13 protein-coding genes and 2 pseudogenes are annotated in these 15,535 nt (G+C 70.0%); 8 read left to right on the forward strand and 7 right to left on the reverse strand.

The window, feature by feature from the left end; genetic code table 11:
- Positions 1 to 13 precede the first annotated feature (13 nt).
- Positions 14 to 259, forward strand: a pseudogene (locus ACFTZL_RS10915) (replicative DNA helicase); the annotation flags it as partial.
- 121 nt (positions 260 to 380) lie between these two features.
- Here the strand turns inward: ACFTZL_RS10915 and ACFTZL_RS10920 are convergent.
- Complete coding sequence (locus ACFTZL_RS10920; protein ID WP_382580314.1) at positions 381 to 965, reverse strand: DinB family protein; 585 nt, start codon at positions 963 to 965, stop codon at positions 381 to 383.
- A 453-nt stretch (positions 966 to 1,418) separates the two neighbouring features.
- On the opposite strand from ACFTZL_RS10920, the gene ACFTZL_RS10925 reads away from it, so the two are divergent.
- The 5 genes from ACFTZL_RS10925 (at position 1,419) to ACFTZL_RS10945 (ending at position 8,999) form a co-directional block, all read left to right on the forward strand.
- Positions 1,419 to 2,654 carry an ABC transporter substrate-binding protein gene (locus ACFTZL_RS10925; protein WP_382580292.1) on the forward strand — a complete coding sequence of 412 codons (1,236 nt, stop codon included), beginning with the start codon at positions 1,419 to 1,421 and terminating at the stop codon, positions 2,652 to 2,654.
- A gap of 295 nt (positions 2,655 to 2,949) precedes the next feature.
- Positions 2,950 to 6,684: a CHAT domain-containing protein gene (locus ACFTZL_RS10930; RefSeq protein WP_382580294.1), complete on the forward strand. Its 3,735-nt coding sequence runs from the start codon at positions 2,950 to 2,952 to the stop codon at positions 6,682 to 6,684.
- A 54-nt stretch (positions 6,685 to 6,738) separates the two neighbouring features.
- On the forward strand, positions 6,739 to 7,089 hold the full coding sequence (locus ACFTZL_RS10935) for a hypothetical protein (RefSeq protein WP_382580296.1): 351 nt from the start codon (positions 6,739 to 6,741) through the stop codon (positions 7,087 to 7,089).
- A complete protein-coding gene (locus tag ACFTZL_RS10940) occupies positions 7,089 to 7,706 on the forward strand; it encodes a hypothetical protein (protein WP_382580297.1) in 618 nt (205 codons plus the stop codon). The genes ACFTZL_RS10935 and ACFTZL_RS10940 overlap by 1 nt, the downstream gene beginning before the upstream one ends.
- A 72-nt stretch (positions 7,707 to 7,778) precedes the next feature.
- The gene (locus tag ACFTZL_RS10945; RefSeq protein WP_382580299.1) at positions 7,779 to 8,999 is read left to right on the forward strand and encodes a metallophosphoesterase; all 1,221 of its coding nucleotides are present in this window, start codon (positions 7,779 to 7,781) and stop codon (positions 8,997 to 8,999) included.
- Positions 9,000 to 9,166: 167 nt separating this feature from the next.
- Here ACFTZL_RS10945 and ACFTZL_RS10950 read toward each other — a convergent pair whose 3' ends face one another.
- The 6 genes and pseudogenes from ACFTZL_RS10950 to ACFTZL_RS10975 all read right to left on the reverse strand — a co-directional run bounded on the left by ACFTZL_RS10950 (position 9,167) and on the right by ACFTZL_RS10975 (position 13,110).
- Complete coding sequence (locus ACFTZL_RS10950) at positions 9,167 to 9,988, reverse strand: alpha/beta fold hydrolase (RefSeq protein ID WP_382580301.1); 822 nt, start codon at positions 9,986 to 9,988, stop codon at positions 9,167 to 9,169.
- Positions 9,985 to 10,977: pseudogene (locus tag ACFTZL_RS10955) on the reverse strand (aminotransferase class I/II-fold pyridoxal phosphate-dependent enzyme); the annotation flags it as partial. The pseudogene ACFTZL_RS10955 and the gene ACFTZL_RS10950, both read right to left, overlap by 4 nt.
- A 15-nt stretch (positions 10,978 to 10,992) precedes the next feature.
- The gene (locus ACFTZL_RS10960; protein WP_382580303.1) at positions 10,993 to 11,160 is read right to left on the reverse strand and encodes a hypothetical protein; all 168 of its coding nucleotides are present in this window, start codon (positions 11,158 to 11,160) and stop codon (positions 10,993 to 10,995) included.
- Positions 11,157 to 11,786 carry an RraA family protein gene (locus ACFTZL_RS10965; protein ID WP_382580305.1) on the reverse strand — a complete coding sequence of 210 codons (630 nt, stop codon included), beginning with the start codon at positions 11,784 to 11,786 and terminating at the stop codon, positions 11,157 to 11,159. The genes ACFTZL_RS10960 and ACFTZL_RS10965 overlap by 4 nt, the downstream gene beginning before the upstream one ends.
- Complete coding sequence (locus ACFTZL_RS10970; RefSeq protein ID WP_382580306.1) at positions 11,783 to 12,448, reverse strand: RraA family protein; 666 nt, start codon at positions 12,446 to 12,448, stop codon at positions 11,783 to 11,785. The genes ACFTZL_RS10965 and ACFTZL_RS10970 overlap by 4 nt, the downstream gene beginning before the upstream one ends.
- Entirely contained in the window at positions 12,445 to 13,110 is a 666-nt protein-coding gene (locus ACFTZL_RS10975) for an RraA family protein (RefSeq protein ID WP_382580308.1), read from the reverse strand. The genes ACFTZL_RS10970 and ACFTZL_RS10975 overlap by 4 nt, the downstream gene beginning before the upstream one ends.
- Positions 13,111 to 13,183: 73 nt before the next feature.
- Here ACFTZL_RS10975 and ACFTZL_RS10980 point away from each other — a divergent pair, with 73 nt between their 5' ends.
- Positions 13,184 to 14,107 (forward strand): LysR substrate-binding domain-containing protein, encoded by a 924-nt coding sequence (locus tag ACFTZL_RS10980; protein WP_382580310.1) that lies wholly within the window; start codon positions 13,184 to 13,186, stop codon positions 14,105 to 14,107.
- A 281-nt stretch (positions 14,108 to 14,388) separates the two neighbouring features.
- Positions 14,389 to 15,438, forward strand: a complete 1,050-nt coding sequence (locus ACFTZL_RS10985; RefSeq protein WP_382580316.1) for a hypothetical protein — start codon at positions 14,389 to 14,391, stop codon at positions 15,436 to 15,438.
- Positions 15,439 to 15,535 lie beyond the last annotated feature (97 nt).

Genomic DNA, 15,535 nt, shown 5'->3' on the forward strand with positions numbered 1-15,535 from the left:
TCGGGAGGTCTACTCCGTGGAGCACTGGGGCGAGCGCGCCCTGCAGCGTTCCCTCCTGGCAACCGCCGATCACACCGGCCGGCGCGTCGAGGCGTACGCTGGCGACCCGGCGAACACCCCGTTCCAGCTCGTCGTCGGCGCCCGCCGCGCCCTCGCCGACATCAGCGCCGTTCGCGCCCGCTGGCAGCACGCCACCGGGACGATTCCGATGCCACGACCGCGCCCCGCGTCCCTCCCTCGGGCCGGCCCGCCGACCACGGGCAGCGAACAACGGCAGCAACGGGGCGGCCGGCTCAGGGAGTTCATCAGGACGCTTCGATGGATCAGCCGCCCACGACCGGCATCGTGCCGCACGAACATCACGTCACGTGATACAACCTCTAAGCCTTGATTGGTGCGGCCGACCTGGCGGCCTGCTCGATCTTCGCGCAGTGAGCCGCACGGGCTTCCTCGTCGATCTGCTGCTCGTTTTCGGCGCGCACCCCGGTCCGGCCGTCGAGGCCCTCGCGCAGGATATCGGCGTGCCCGGCGTGCCGGATGGACTCGCCGAGGACATGGACCATGACGGCGAACAGGTTCGTGTTGGGATAAGGCTCCGCCCACCACGGCACGTGGCCGGGGGCGTCGAGGGGAAGCTCGTTGATCGTCGCGTCCGAGTGTTCCCACGTGCGCCGGTAGAGCCCGATGATCTGATCGCGGGTCTCGTCCTCGGTCGCCCACAGATCGCTGCCGTCGGAGTCCTGCCACCGGGGCAGCGGTTCCGGGGAAGGGCGGTCGAAGACCTCGCCGAAGTACCTGGCCTCGACGGTGGCCACGTGTTTGACCAGGCCGAGGAGGTTGGTCCCGGTCGCTGTCAAAGGTCGGCGGGCGTCGAATTCGGACAAGCCGTCGAGTTTCCAGAGCAGCGCCTCGCGGTCCCGCCGCAGTCTCCCGTGCAGGTTGTCTCTCGCGAATTCATCGATCATGCGGCATGAGCCTGCCATGGGCTTTCTCGTGGTCTCAAGATCCCGTATGTGGTCCGCGACGACTGGCAGCGCCGAGGCCCGGCCATGGCCGCCGCCCTGACCTGCTACAAGAAGCTCGCGAAACGTGCCACGTGAGACCACCTCTTAAGGCTGCCGACCGGTATTGATTCGCTGTGCAGGCGCCGTCGCGCGGATCTGATCGCACTGTTGTTTGCCGTAGGTGTCCGCTCTTATGGGCACGCTGGGCACAGCTTCGAAGAACCGCGGGCGGAATGCCTGCTGGAGGGAACGGTGCTCCCCGGATGACCCGGTCCGCGTGCGGTTTCCGCAGTCGGGCGGTCCGGTGCGGGAGGGCAGTGCGCAGCCCGGACGGTGCAGCAGTGACAGGTGTACACATGTGCACCATGTCATAATGCATGGATATTGCCGCTAAAGGGAGCATATGGACGTGTCATGACAGGGCCGCGCATCGCAGTGAGGGCAGCCGTCGCCCTGGCGCTGGCCGGGACGCTGGTCATGGCGTGCGGCGCCGGCGGTGGCGGCTCGAAGACGTTGACCTGGTCGATGTGGGCCAGCGGTGGTGAGGAGCAGCAGGTCTGGCATGAACTCGCGGACCGTGTGTCCATCGAGGATCCGCAGATCACGATCAAGCTTGAGACCTCGTCCTTCGATGACTACTTCGACAAGCTCGGCACTCGCCTCGGCAGCGGCGATGCGCCCTGCATCGTCTCGATGCAGGCGCTCAACACCACGGGCTACACCCAGGGCATGCTGCCGCTCGACGATCTGATCGCCAAGAACAAGTTCGATGTGACGGACTTCGACAAGTCCGTCATGGAAGGGCTGAGCGCCGACGGGAAGCAGTACGCGCTGCCGTACGACGTCGGCCCGGTGATCCTCACGTACAACAAGGACATGTTCCGCAACGCGGGGGTGCCTGAGCCCAGGGTGGGGTGGACTCTGGCCGAGTTCGAGTCGACCGCCCGCAAGCTGACCGGGGACGGGAAGTACGGGTTCGTGGCGGCGCCTCAGGATGTGTGGATGTTTTCCATGGTGCTGACCAAGACCGGGGCGCAACCCACCGACGGGGCGGGCGAACTACGACTCACCACCCCCGCCATGACCGAGGGCGTGCAGTGGTACGCCGACCTTGCGGCCAAGAAGAAGGTCGCCCCTCGCCTGCCCGCGGCCGATCCCACATTCTCCGACAAGGAGTTCCTCAGCGGCGACGTGGCCATGGGCACCAACGGGCCGTGGGCGTTGCTGAATCTGAAGAACCAGGCCCGCTTCCGTGTGGGCCTGACCACGATTCCCGCCGGTCCGGACGGCAGCAGGACGTACTCGTCCGGTTCCGGGTTCGGCATCTCCAAGTCCTGCCCGGACCCGGAGGGAGCGTTCAAGGCGATCACGCTGATGACCGCCAAGAAGCAGTTGGAGTGGCTCGGCGGGGTGGGACGTGCCTATCCCTCACGTGAGTCGGCACAGCACGCGTGGTACGAGAACGCCCGCCTTGCCGGTGCCCGAGAGGTCCTCGAAGCCGCCAACGCCGCGGCGATCCCGCTGCGTACGACGAAAAACTGGGAGCGGGTCAACGAACTGCTCAACCAGTACGGCCCCAACCTCTTCAGCGGGGCGAGTTCCGCGAAACAAGTACTGGAGCAGGTGCAAAGGCAGGCCGGGCAGGATTGAGCGGCGCCTGAGGTTCAGTCCGAAGCGGCCGCCCGGATGCCGCGCGCACCCCTTGGCGAGTAGCCCGAGGCAACAGGAGCACGCCGATTGAGACTTGATGGAGCGGATGCTCCCCTGGCCCATGTTCGGTATGCGGCAGAAGATGTCAATTTGGCATTGAAATCTATCAGTTGGGCAGAGATGGGGAGGGGTGTTCGTATGGTCCGATGATGGGCGGGGGTGTTCCGGGCGACGAAGAAGAAGTGCGTGGTGCGAAGAGTCCGCTGTCCTGGATCGGCGCGATGTGCGGAGCAGCATGAACATGTTCGAGGTATCCCCGGAGCAGCTGCATTTCATGGTGAAGCAGCGCCTTCTCGCGTTCTTCACACGCGGTGACCCCTCCGGCGTGCTGGCCCCCGACGCGGTCGCCGCAGCGGCGCGTCTCGTTCGGATGACGAGCCTGTCGGCCGAGGGGCCACCCGACGAAGTGGCTGCGACGGTGGCCTGGGTGCACTGGATCCGGTGGCAGTTGCTGGGGGAGGACGAAGGCGGCACCGACTTCCAAGTGGCGCTGGAATTGTTCGGCCGGCTGGCCTCGATCGACGCTGAATGGGTGCCGTACGAACTGCGCCCACTCTACGAGCCGCTCGAAGCGGGCGACAGCAATCCCCAGTTGCTGTCCGCGCGGGCCGAGGCCCTGCTCGTGCACAGTTTGGCCACCGGTGACGAGGGAGCGCTGGACGAGGCCATCGGGCTGCTTCGTGAGGCCGGGGCGGCTGGACCGGACTGGTCTGTTCTGGTGGAGGCGAACCTGGGGGCGGCACTGCAGGTACGCCACAGCCGGAACCGGGATCCGGCGGATCTGGCGGCGGCGATCGACCTCCTCGCACATGCAGTCGAACTCTCCCCGGACGACGCGATCCGCCTGTCGAACCTTTCCGCGGCCCTCGCGGCACGAGCCACGTCCTCCGCGTCCGCCGCGGACCTGGACGAGGCGGTCCGGCTGGTCGGCCGCGCCATCGAGGTGACGCCTCCGAACCATCCCGACCAGCCCGACTATCTCTCCAATCTCGCCACGACGCTCGTCGATCGCTTCGAGCGTGGTGGGAGTCTCGAGGACCTCGATCGTGCTGTCGAATCAGCCCGGCACGCCCTGGCCCGTGCCGACTTCAGTCACCCGAACCGGCATCTGCACATGTCGGCGCATTCCAAGGCCCTGATAGCGCGGTTCGAGCGGTTGGGGAAGTCGAACGACATCGACGAGACGATCGCCGCACAGCGCGCGAACCTCGCTTCCACCGCCGCGCACCACCCGCACCTGCCCGCGGCGAAGTCCACACTCGGCATCGCCCTGGCGAAAAGGTTCGACCACTTGCAGGTCATGGACGACATCGACGAAGCGATCGGACTCTTCGACTCCGCGGACGACTCGTCCGCGTTGGGCGCGGCCCTGTCGCAGCGATCCCGGCGAAGCGGTGACGTGGCGGATCTCGACCGGGCCATCACCGCGCTCAGCCGGGCCATCGACGACAAGCGCGGGCAGGGCGCACCACGCGATGCTCACGAGGACCTGAACAACCTCGGAAGCGCCCACCTCGGACGCTTCATGCGTATCGGCGATTCCCGCGACATCGACGACGCCGTCGACCATCTGCGAAGGGCCGTCGGCGCGGCCCTCGGCCCCCTCCAGCGCGCTCCCTATCTGTCGAATCTCTGCCACGCCCTGCAAGTCCGCCACGAGCACAGCGGCCGTCTCGCCGATCTGGACGAAGCGGTGCGGGCGGGGACGCTGGCCGTGGCGGCCATGCCCGAGGACCACCCTCACCGGATCGGTCACCTGAGCAATCTCGGCCTGGTGCTTCGCACGCGGTTCCGTCGCACTCTCGACGAAGAGGACATCAGCAGGGCGATCGCCTGCGACCAGGAGGCCGTCGCGACCGCCTCCGCATCGGACCCGGAGCGCCCGCGCCTGCTGTCCAACCTCGGCGGGGCGCTGGCGACACGTTTCGGCAGGAACGGTGCACAGGGCGATCTCGAAGCGGCCCTGGCCGCCTCGCGTGAAGCCGTGCACACCACTCCGCCGGGACACCCCTCTGAGAGTGTCCACCTGCACAACCTGGGCGCCGCTTTCGCCACCCGGTACATACGGGGCGAACGGATGCCCGATCTCGACGAGGCCGTACGGCTCCTGAGACGGTCGACCCGACTAGCACCAGCCGACCACCCGGAACGCGCCATGTACCTGGTCAGCCTCGGTGGCGCGCTGGGGAGACGGTACGCGGTCACGCATGGGCCCCAGGACGCGGCCGAGGCGGCGGACGTGCTGAGCGAAGCCGCCCGGACGGGTTCCGCGGCCGCCTCCTGCCGCATCGACGCCGCGGCCAGGTGGTGTTCCCTGGCCGCCGAACGCGAGGACTGGCCGGCCGCGGTGCATGCCGCCGAGACGGCGGTCGGTCTGCTCCCACTGCTCGCGTGGCGTGGAGCGGAGCAGGCGGACAGCCAGCACCATCTGAGACGCTTCGCCGGCCAAGCGCGCTTCGCCGCGTCCTGCGCTCTGCAGGCCAACAGCCCGGCACGCGCGGTGGAAATGGCCGAGCAGGGACGTGGCGTGATGTGGTCCCGCCTCCTGGACACGCGGGCCGACCTCAGTGCGCTGCGAGAGACCGCACCCGACCTCGCGGCCCGGCTCGATCATCTCCGCATGCTTCTCGACGCGCCCGCCCAGCCTTCATCCCTGCCGTCTCCCGGACGGCCTCAAGGGGAAACGGCACCACCGGACCGTTCCGCGCCGGCCCGGGAATGGGACGACCTGGTCGAGCAGGTCCGGCAGATCGACGGGTTCACGGATTTCCTCAAGCCGCACGGTATCGACCGGCTGCTCTCCCTGGGAGACGAAGGCCCCGTCGTCCTGGTCAACATCTCCTCACTGCGCTGCGATGCGCTGATCATCACCGAGGGGCAGTTGCGCGTCACGCTGCTGCCGAGAGTCACGGAGAAGGAGCTGATCGAGCAGGCCAACAGATATCTCGGCTCACTGCTCGACGTCGAACTCGCCACCGAGGTCATGCTCCGGGACCGCGAAGCCTTCGACAGCGGCGACCACAGCAGGGCCGCCATCACCGCCTACACCACTGCCAGAGACGAGCTGCACCACGCCCTGACGGAACGCGAGACGGTACTCGCCTCCGTGCTGGAGTGGTTGTGGGACCGCATCGCCGAACCCGTCCTCGAGGACCTCGGGTTCGTGAACAGACCCGAGGGTGATGATTGGCCGCGCCTTTGGTGGTGCCCGACGGGGGCCCTGACACTCCTGCCTCTCCACGCGGCCGGTCACCACGAAGGCCCCCAAGACGGCCCCCGGCGGACCGTCGTCGACCGGGTGGTGTCCTCCTACACGCCGACCCTGCGAGCCCTGCTGGAAGCCAGGCTCAGAGCCCCGGAAGCATCCGACAGCGCCCCGGACGGGCGGATGCTCCTGGTCGCGATGTCACAGACCCCGGGGCAGGAACCGCTGCAGGCGGTACGGCAGGACATCGACGTACTCACGTCTCTGCTGCCCGACCGGCTGACCTTGCTCGAGAACGCGGACGCGACATGGGACGCGGTGAAGTCCGGACTGCCGGAGCACCGTTGGACACAGTTCAGCTGTCACGGCGATCAGAACGTCATGGATCCGCTGGCAGGAGGTCTGACCCTCTTCGACAAGATCCTCACGGTCGGTGACCTCAGCGCACTCAGCCATCGCGGTGAGTTCGTCTTCCTGTCGGCCTGCAAGAGCGCGGTGGGCAGCCCCAGAATGCCGGACGAGGCCCTGACGATGGCCGCGGTCCTGCACTACACCGGCTACCGGCATGTCATCGCCGCGCTGTGGTCGATCGCCGACGACGCGGCGGCGGACGTCGCCCGGCTCGTCTACCGGGAACTGGTCTTCGAGGGTGTCCCGCACCCCGAGAAGGCGGCCCACGCCCTGCACACCGCGGTGCTGCGACTCCGTGAGGACACCGGTCTCCCCGCGAGTTCCTGGATCCCCTTCACCCACACAGGTCCGTGACCCCGGCGACCGTACACACCCGCATCGGTCGTACACACCGACAAGAGGAACGCCTTGACCATCGCGCGTCATGAACCCGCCCCGTACGCCGAGGCCACGGATCCCGCCTACGCCGAGCGGGCCGCGGAGACCTTCACCCTGCGCAAGGCCGGTCCCGGCCTGCTCGTGCTGAGCGGTCCCTGTCCGCGGTGCGCCGCACCGTTGGAGGTGCCGCTGCCGCACATGGTCTTCCGGGGGCTGGACGGCATCCTCGCCCTGTTCCGGCCCTCCCAGCCGCGTCCGGTGTCGGATGTCCGTGACGAGCCGGTGGTGTGTGCGTGCGAAGAGCATCACCCCGACCGGCCGGAGGGACGCAAGGGGTGCGGCGCCTACTGGGTGCTGCGGATCTCCGGCAGTGACGCCTGATGCCGACGGTCGGACCCGGCGACGGCGCCGCACCCGCAGACCTGCGCGCGGCACAGGAGCGCCGGCGTCTGCTGGAGGCGGAACTGCCCCGGGTGCGCGAGACCGCCACCGCCTGGCGCAACGCTTTGGGTGCGCTGCTGGCGGGGCTCATCGGATTCAGCCTGGTCCGCGGTCGGAGCGACGTGGGCCAGCTTGCCGAGCCCTGGGCCGTGACAGTCGGCGTGCTGCTCCTGCTTGCGCTGCTCGCGGGTCTTGCGGGGGCACTTCTGCTGGTGCGGGCGGCTCACGGCCGGCCCAGCGTCGTACCCATGAGCGCGGTGGAGAGCCGCGCGGTCGCCGATCACCTGGAGGCCCGCTCCGCCGCCGCCGCGCTCAGACGCGGCATCGCCCTCACACTCCTCTGCGTCGGACTGCTCGTCACCGCTGTCGCAACGACCTGGTACGGGCCGCCACATGAGGGTCCCGCGATCCGTGTCGACTCGCCTTCCGGCTCCGTCTGTGGCTCGGTGGTGCGCCTCGACGCGGGCACGGTGGTCCTCGACACGAAGATGGGCGAGGTGAGGGTCGTGCTCGACCACGCGTCAGCCCTCAGCCCGGTCAAGGCGTGTCCGCCCTGACGCCCGGTCCGGCCGGCCCGAGGGCGACCGGATACAGTGCGCGAGACGGCAGCCTGGTCAGAGTGGGGAAGCGTGACCGACACCAGCGACACCCGACCCACCGACGGCGAAGCGCAAGCTCCGCGACGCAGCCGACTGCACCGCCTGATGCGCTACATCCCGCTGATCGCGCCCGTACTTCTGTGGACCGTGCCTTGCTGGGTGCTCCTGTACACCGGCCAGCACTGGCCGCTGCGCGTCACGCTGGTCGGCACCGCCCTGTTCGTCCTCGGCCTCGTCGGTATGCCGCTCGCGATGGTGCGCGGCCACGGCCGGCGTCAGCACGACCGGGCGGCGATCCTCGGTGACACCCTGCTGGGCGCGAGCTGGGTTCTGTTCACCTGGTCCGTTCTGCTCGGCGTCTTCTTGCGGCTCACCCTGACCGTGGCCGGCGTCGGCGAGAGTCAGGACCGGGCCCGGATCGTCACTTGGGCCGCCCTCGGCGTAACCGCCGTGCTGCTCGCCTGGGGGTACACCGAGGCCCGCCGCGTGCCACGGGTGCGCCGACTCGACGTGCGACTTCCACGGCTGGGTGCCGGGTTGGACGGCACCCGCGTCGTCCTCATCACCGACACCCACTACGGCCCACTCGATCGGGCCCGCTGGTCGGCACGGGTGTGCGAGACGGTGAACACCCTGGACGCCGACCTGGTCTGCCACACCGGCGACATCGCGGACGGCACGGCCGAACGCCGCCGCGCCCAGGCCGCCCCACTCGGAACCGTGCGGGCCACCCGGGCCCGTGTATACGTCACCGGCAACCACGAGTACTACAGCGAGGCCCAGGGCTGGGTCGACCTGATGGACAAGCTGGGCTGGGAGCCGCTGCGCAACCGCCATCTGCTGCTCGAACGCGGAGGTGACACCCTCGTGGTCGCCGGCGTGGACGACGTCACCGCCGAGTCCTCCGGCCTGGCAGGCCACCGCGCCCACCTCACCGGAGCCTTGAAGGGCGCCGACCCCGACCTCCCCGTCCTGCTCTTGGCGCACCAGCCCAAGTTCATCGACCGGGCAGCAGCCGCCGGCATCGACCTCCAACTCTCCGGCCACACCCACGGCGGCCAGATCTGGCCCTTCCACCACCTGGTCCGCATCGACCAGCCCGCCCTCGCCGGCCTCAGCCACCACGGCCCCCGCACCCTCCTCTACACCAGCCGCGGCACCGGCTTCTGGGGCCCGCCGTTCCGCGTCTTCGCCCCCAGCGAGATCACCCTGCTCACGCTCCGCTCCCCGCATCTGCCCACCTCGATGTAGCACTCGGCGGGGTGTTCTACGCAGGTCAGCGACGCGTGACGCCACGTACTGCACAGGGACAACGATCCTCCAGCGTCCAGTCCCCCTCGCTTGACCAACTGACGGGGCTGAGGAAGCCGAGCGCTTCCTGCGGGTCACCCAGGAGATCGCGCGTCTGTCGCCAACGGTCAGGGACCGGCCTCCGCGCGTGCGACGAGGCCGGTGATGCGGGCCCACATCTGCGGCGGGTTGGAGTACATCGGGAAGTGGGCGCTGTGGCTGATCTCGGCGAGCTCCACACCGCCTTCGGCCAGCTTCGGGAGGTACGACAGCGCGTCGTTCTGCTCTCCGTACATGAACATCCTCGGCATGGGGAGGCCGAGGAAGCGGTCGAGCAGTTTGCCGTGGTCGGAGAGGTCGACCATGGACTCGAAGATCGCTCTGACCGCTCCGGCCCTGACCTTGTACGGAAGGCTCGCCGCGTACAGGCCGCCGGCGTAGAAGCGTGAACCGGCGACGCGTTCGGCGAACCGGGTCAGGAACGCGTCGGGGTCGTCGTCGGCGTGGGTGACGATCTGTCGGCTGAGGAAGCAGTCCTCGGGTGCGACGTTGCCCTCGATGCTGACGAGGCTCGCGATCCTGCCGGGGTCGCTGTCCGCGAGCAGGAGTGCGGTCAGGCCGCCCATCGAGTGTCCGACGAGATGGAACCGGTCGATCTGCCGGTCCCGCAGGACGTGCTCGGCGACCGAGACCAGGAACGGGACGGACACGGCGCCGAGGTCCGAGCAGGTGGTGTCGCCGCAGCCGGGTGCGTCGTAGGCGAGGACGGGGCGGTCGGCGAGTTGTTCCTGCTGGATGACGTCCGCGTAGTCCTCCTTGGTCGAGCCGAAGCCGTGGAGGAACACCAGGGGTGTGCCGGCGCCGTCGCGGCACAGGCCCGCCACTTCGATACGGGTCCCGTCGACGGTGAGGGGGAGCGTGAAGGGTTCGAGTTTGCTGACGGGGCTCAATGTGCCTCCTCCGGTTGCTGTGTGCCGGCCTCGGGTACGGGTCCCAGCGCGGCTTTCAGACGGTCGATCGCGGTGATCAGCGTTTCGTCGTCAACGGCGAAGCACACGCGGATCCGGCCCGGGGCGTTGAACGCCTCGCCGGGTACGACCGCGACGTGGGCGGTGTCGAGGAGCCACGCGGCGAGGTCGGCGCCGCTCCAGCCGCGGTCGTGGAGGAGCCCGCTGACGTCGGGGAAGGCGAACATGCCGCCGTCGGGCAGCGGGCAGTCGATGCCGTCGATCCGGTTGAGCGCCTCGACCAGCATCGTGCGCCGGCGCCGGTAGTGGTGGGCGGCCTCGGCGGGTGTGCCGTGGTCGTTCAGGGCGGCGAGCGCGGCCCGCTGGTTGACCGTCGGGACGTGGGTGATGGTGCGGGAGACGTGGAGGCGCGCGGAGGCGATGATCTCCGGGGGTGCCGCGAGCCAGCCGACGCGCCAGCCCGTCATGGCGTGTTGCTTGGACACTCCGCCGACGATGACGGTACGGCTGCGCAACCGCGGCGCCACGCGCAGGAGCGACCGGTAGGTCCCGGTGTAGTCGAACGCCCGGTAGATGTCGTCGCTGACGACCCAGATGCCGTGCCGCTGGGCCCAGTCCGCGATCTGCCGCAGCCGGGACTCGGGGTGGACGGCGCCGGTGGGGTTGCCCGGGCTGGAGAGGATCAGTGCTCGTGTGCGGGGCGTGCGGCAGCGCTCGAGTGCTTCGGCCGCGACGCGGAACTCGCTGTCGGCGGTGACCGGCACGGCGATGCCGCCGGCCGCGGCGACGACCTCCGCGTGCCCGGGCCAGCCGGGCGCCGCGACCAGGACCTCGTCGCCGACGCCGACGAGAGCCTGGAGAGCGAGGAAGAGGGCGTGCTTCGCGCCGAGGGCGATCTGGACGTCGTCCGCGGTCCAGGCCGGTTGGGTGTCATGGGTGACGCTCGCGGCGACGAGCGCGCGGAGGTCGGGATCTCCCTGTGCCGGTCAGTAATGGTGGGCAACGGGGTCGCGGACCGCGGCCACGGCGGCCTCCACGACCACGGCACCGGTGGCCGCCTGGGGCTCCCCGGCGGCGAGCGTGATGACGTCCGCGCCTCGGGCCCGGAGGGCTTCGGCCCTCGCGGCCACGGCGAAGATCGGGTTGTCGGTCATCCGCGTCGCCGCCCGGCTGCTTCGAAGTCGTACAGTTCGAGCGTGCTGCGGCCTTCCCGCAGCCGCGCCATCAGCTCCGTCTCGTGCGCCACCCGGGCATCGGCGCGGTCGAGGATCCGCCCGGCCTCGGCCGAGGGAAGGGCAACGACGCCGTCCACATCGCCGACGACGAGGTCGCCGGTGTCGACCGTGATGCCGCCGACCATGACGGGGTGCCCGAACACGCCGCGGAAGTCCTTGCGGGTGCCGAGGATGGCGTTGTTGCGCGAGAACACCGGGAAGCCGAGGGCCTCGATCTCCGCGGCGTCCCGGGCACCGCCGTCGATGAGCAGGCCGGCGATCCCCCGGTGCAGGGCGGCCACCGTGAGGACCTCGCCCCAGTGGCCGAAGCGGGCCCCGCCGAGGTCGGCCACCATTACGGATCCGTGCGGGGCCCGGCGGACGGCGTGGTGCAGGGCGAGGTTGTCGCCTCCGGCTCCCTGGACGGTGAACGCCGGGCCGCACAGCCGGGCGCCGGCCCAGAGCGACCGCAGCTCCGGGGTGAGGGCGATACCGAGTTCGGACGCCTCCAGCAGCGTCGCGCTGGAGTGCCCGCGGGCGGGGTCGTCCGTGACGCTGCCGTTCACGACGGGTCCTTCCGGGTCTGCAGGGAGTGGTAGCCGTGCCGGGTGCGCGCTTCGGCGAGCGTCGCCCCGTCGCGGACGGCCCGGACGATGGCCTCTTCGACCCGGTCGATGTGCCGGGCGAGCTCGGCGACCTCGTCCCAGCGGGCGGCCGGGACGGCCACGGCGCCGTCGTCATCGGCAACCAGGATGTCGCCGGGGTGGATGAGGACCTGATCGATCGTCACGGCCGTCTGCACTGCGGCCACGCGGACCCGGTCCTTGCCCGTCCGCATGAACCGGGAGACCGACCAGATCGGGTAACCGACGTCGGTCGCCACGGCGACATCGCGGCAGGTGCCGTTGACGACCGTGCCCGCGATGCCCCGCTCGTGGGCGGTCTCGCTCATGATGCCGCCCCACACCGTGCAGTCCGTACGGCCGGCGTTGTCGATCAGGATCACGGAGCCGGTGGGGACGTCGTCGAGGAAGTCACCGACGGTGCCGCCGGTCTCGTCGACGGGTTCGTAGGTCACGGTGAAGACCGGCCCCGCGGTTCGCCGGCCCTGGTGCAGGGCGCCGATGCCGTGGAGGGAGCCGGGCAGGCCGAGCGAGTCGAGGGCGTCGGAGACGGACGCGGTGGAAAGCTGGGTGGCGAGGGGCGCCGGGGAGGAAGGGGTGGTCATCGGGCGGTCTCCCGCTCTCCGGCGAGGCGGTCGTCGTGCATGGCGCGGGAGATGCGGGCCCCCGCGCGGACCTCGTCCGCGATCGCGCGCTCCCGCACCACGATCGCGGTGGCGATCTCGGCCACCTCCTCGGCCCGCTCTCGCGGTACGACGGCGAGACCGGTCTCGTCGGCGACCACCACATCGCCCTGCTCGACCGTGAGCCCGGCGATCTCGACCGGCTCGCCGGTGGCACGCTGGCGCAGCCTGCCCCGCGCCGTCGCGGGGATCGCACCGCGCGAGAACACCGGGAAGCCCAGCTCGCGGGCCTCCGCCACATCGCGGCAGACACCGTCCGCGACGACCCCACGAACCCCGCGCCGGGCCGCGCCCAGGCTCAGGATGCCGCCCCAGCAGGACACGTCGGTGCGGCCCTGGTTGTCGACGACGATCACGCTCTGCTCGTCCGCGGTCTCGATGGCTGTCGTGGCGATGTGGGCTCCGGCCGGACGGCCGGAACGCGGTTCCAGGCCGACGGTGACGGCGAACCCGACGACGGCCATGGGGCCCCACACCGGACGGATGCCGCCGACGCCGGCGGGAAGTCCGAGCTGGTCGAGTGCGTCGCTGACCGCGGCGGAGTCGAGCGCCGCGTAGCGATCGAGGAGGGATGAGTTGCTCATGCCTCCACTTCAACAGCGTCCGGATATATTCGGAAGGTCTGATTCCCTATCTCAGTGAGAGGATCCGCGAATCATGGTCGAGATCCGCCAGGCGCGGTACTTCGTCGCGGTGGCCGAGGAACTCCACTTCGGCCGGGCGGCGGAACGGCTGCAGATGTCCCAGCCGCCGCTGTCCCAGGCGATCAAACAGCTCGAACGGAAGCTGGGTTTCGAGCTGTTGCACCGCACCCAGCGGTCGGTCGCCCTCAGCGAGGCCGGGGCCGTGTTCCTGGAGCACTGCCGAACGCTGATCCGCCAGGCCGAGGACGCCGAGATCGCCGCCCGGCACGCGGCCACCGGGCATGGCGGGCGGCTGAGCCTGGGCGCGGTCGCCTCGGCCTTCTCCTGGCCGCTGCCACTGGTACTCGACCAGTTCCACGAGGATGCGCCGGACATCGAGATCCGCACCCAGGAGATCGACACGCACGAAGCCGCGGCAGGACTCCTCGACCGCACACTCGACTGGGCCATCGTGCGCCAGACCGCCCCGGTACGCGGCACCACAGCGACCTCACTGTTCGTCGACCGCTTCGTCGCGGCCCTCCCGGCCGGCCACCCCGCAGCCGCCGCCGACGACCCACTGGATCTGGCGGACCTCGCAGGTGACACCTGGGTGTGGCTGAACCGTCACATCTCACCCGACTACCACGACGCCATGGCCGCCATGTGCCGTACCGCCGGTTTCAGCCCCGTCCCCACGCACTGGGCGCGGTCGGTGACCTCGCAGATCGCCATGGTCGAGTGCGGTCTCGGCGTCACCGTCGTACCCGCCGCGGCGTCCGGGGCGCACCCGACCGTCAGGTTCAGACCGCTGCGTCACGGAGCGGCGACCATCGAGCTCACCGTCATGACGAGATCCGCACCAGGGGCCCTTGCAGAGCGGCTCACGGAGCTCGCGACACGGCTGACCGCCGCGCAAGGATCGACGCGGCCAGGATCGGCGTCGACGGCGACGTGATGACGCGAGCAGCACAGGAATGCCAGGAAGCGAGTGAGTCCGGCCTGGGCGCCTTACCAGACTGCCCGGCGCGCCGGTCCTGAAGAGCGAAACGACGCCGGGCACGCCGGTCGCGGGGCCACGCTGCTCCCAGCGACGAGAGCGGGGGGACCGTGCAGGCGATTCTGGCGGGGGCCGTACTTCTGGTGTGTCTGAGCACGCCGTTGATGGGAGGGCCGCAGCAGCCACGGCTGAGGTCGAAGCGGGGGACACCCGAATACTCGGCAGGGGCTCCGTTGGCGGTGGGGCTCGGCTCCTGGGTGATGTGGGTGCTGATGTTTCCGGTGCTCCGCGTCGGCTTCACCGGTACCAGGAACACCTGGATATGCGTCGCGTTGCTCGTGCTGTGCGTACTGGTCGCCCGGCCGATGGTCCGGATGGTGGCGCCCGCGCGGCTCAAGGGGAGCCGCGTGCTGGTCGCGGCACGCGCGGTGGGCCTCTGCTGCGTCGTGGCGGGTGTCATGGCACCGCTGGACGCGGGGGTCAACAAGCAGCCCACGGCCGGGATGACCGTGATCTACGCAACGACCGCCGCCGTACTGGGTCTGACGCGGATCGTGGATCACGGCTACTTCCCGCTGGTCCTGCTGCGGACGGCACTGTGGAAGGCGCTTCTGGCCCTCGTGACCGGGTACTGGATCCACCACACCGGCGGCACCCTCGTCCCCGACCCGGACGACGCCTCCACCGGGACGCTGCTGCTCGCCGCCCTGTGGTGGTCGCTGGTGGGGCTGTCCGCCGGCTGCGTGGTGGCCGCGGCCGTCCGCCTGGTGCGCTGGCTGAGGACCGGGCCGCCGGCCCGTCCCGCGCCCCCCGGAGTGACGTCCTGGCCACCCGCCGTCGGCGACGTGTGGACGGCCGAGCTCACCCACGACGACAACACCTACAAGGAGCGTCCGGTGGTCGTGCTGGAACACACCCCGGGCTTCGTCCGCGTGCTCGGCATCACCAGCGTCGACAAGTCCGGCCGGCCGCACGGCTACTTGAAGCTCCGCCTGTCCGAATGGGAGGGCGTACTGAAGAAGGACGGCTGGCTGAACCTGCAGATCGCGCACATCCCGTACTGCGACTTCCTCTGGCGGCGCGGCGAGTGCCCGGACCGGGTGTGGGACGTACTGTGCAAGAAGGCCGACGTACGGGAGCGGTCCGCCAAGGCAGGACCGGCCCCGGGGTTCACCTTCCGCCACCGGCTGCGGTCGGCGATGAACGCGCACGTCGGCCGTGACGCCCGCACGGTCCGTGCCGGCGCCGACAGCCGGGTGCGCCGGGTGTGGACGAGGGAGAAGGTCTGACCGGAACCGCCGCCGGGCAGCTCGCCCTGCGAGCCGGGTCGTCCGGCCTCGACACACGGCCGGTGGGTCATGGCGCGGCGTCAAGCCACCATGACCC

It is taken from the genome of Streptomyces sp. NPDC056948 (assembly GCF_042674225.1).
In the GTDB taxonomy this organism is placed as follows: Bacteria; Actinomycetota; Actinomycetes; order Streptomycetales; family Streptomycetaceae; genus Streptomyces; species Streptomyces purpurascens.

Bases quoted from the DNA above. Each gene is read 5' to 3' on its own strand.
- ACFTZL_RS10920 (WP_382580314.1), bottom strand. From the start codon at position 965: ATGATCGATGAATTCGCGAGAGACAACCTGCACGGGAGACTGCGGCGG.
- ACFTZL_RS10925 (WP_382580292.1), top strand. From the start codon at position 1,419: ATGACAGGGCCGCGCATCGCAGTGAGGGCAGCCGTCGCCCTGGCGCTG.
- ACFTZL_RS10930 (WP_382580294.1), top strand. From the start codon at position 2,950: ATGAACATGTTCGAGGTATCCCCGGAGCAGCTGCATTTCATGGTGAAG.
- ACFTZL_RS10940 (WP_382580297.1), top strand. From the start codon at position 7,089: ATGCCGACGGTCGGACCCGGCGACGGCGCCGCACCCGCAGACCTGCGC.
- ACFTZL_RS10960 (WP_382580303.1), bottom strand. From the start codon at position 11,160: ATGACCGACAACCCGATCTTCGCCGTGGCCGCGAGGGCCGAAGCCCTC.
- ACFTZL_RS10970 (WP_382580306.1), bottom strand. From the start codon at position 12,448: ATGACCACCCCTTCCTCCCCGGCGCCCCTCGCCACCCAGCTTTCCACC.
- ACFTZL_RS10975 (WP_382580308.1), bottom strand. From the start codon at position 13,110: ATGAGCAACTCATCCCTCCTCGATCGCTACGCGGCGCTCGACTCCGCC.
- ACFTZL_RS10980 (WP_382580310.1), top strand. From the start codon at position 13,184: ATGGTCGAGATCCGCCAGGCGCGGTACTTCGTCGCGGTGGCCGAGGAA.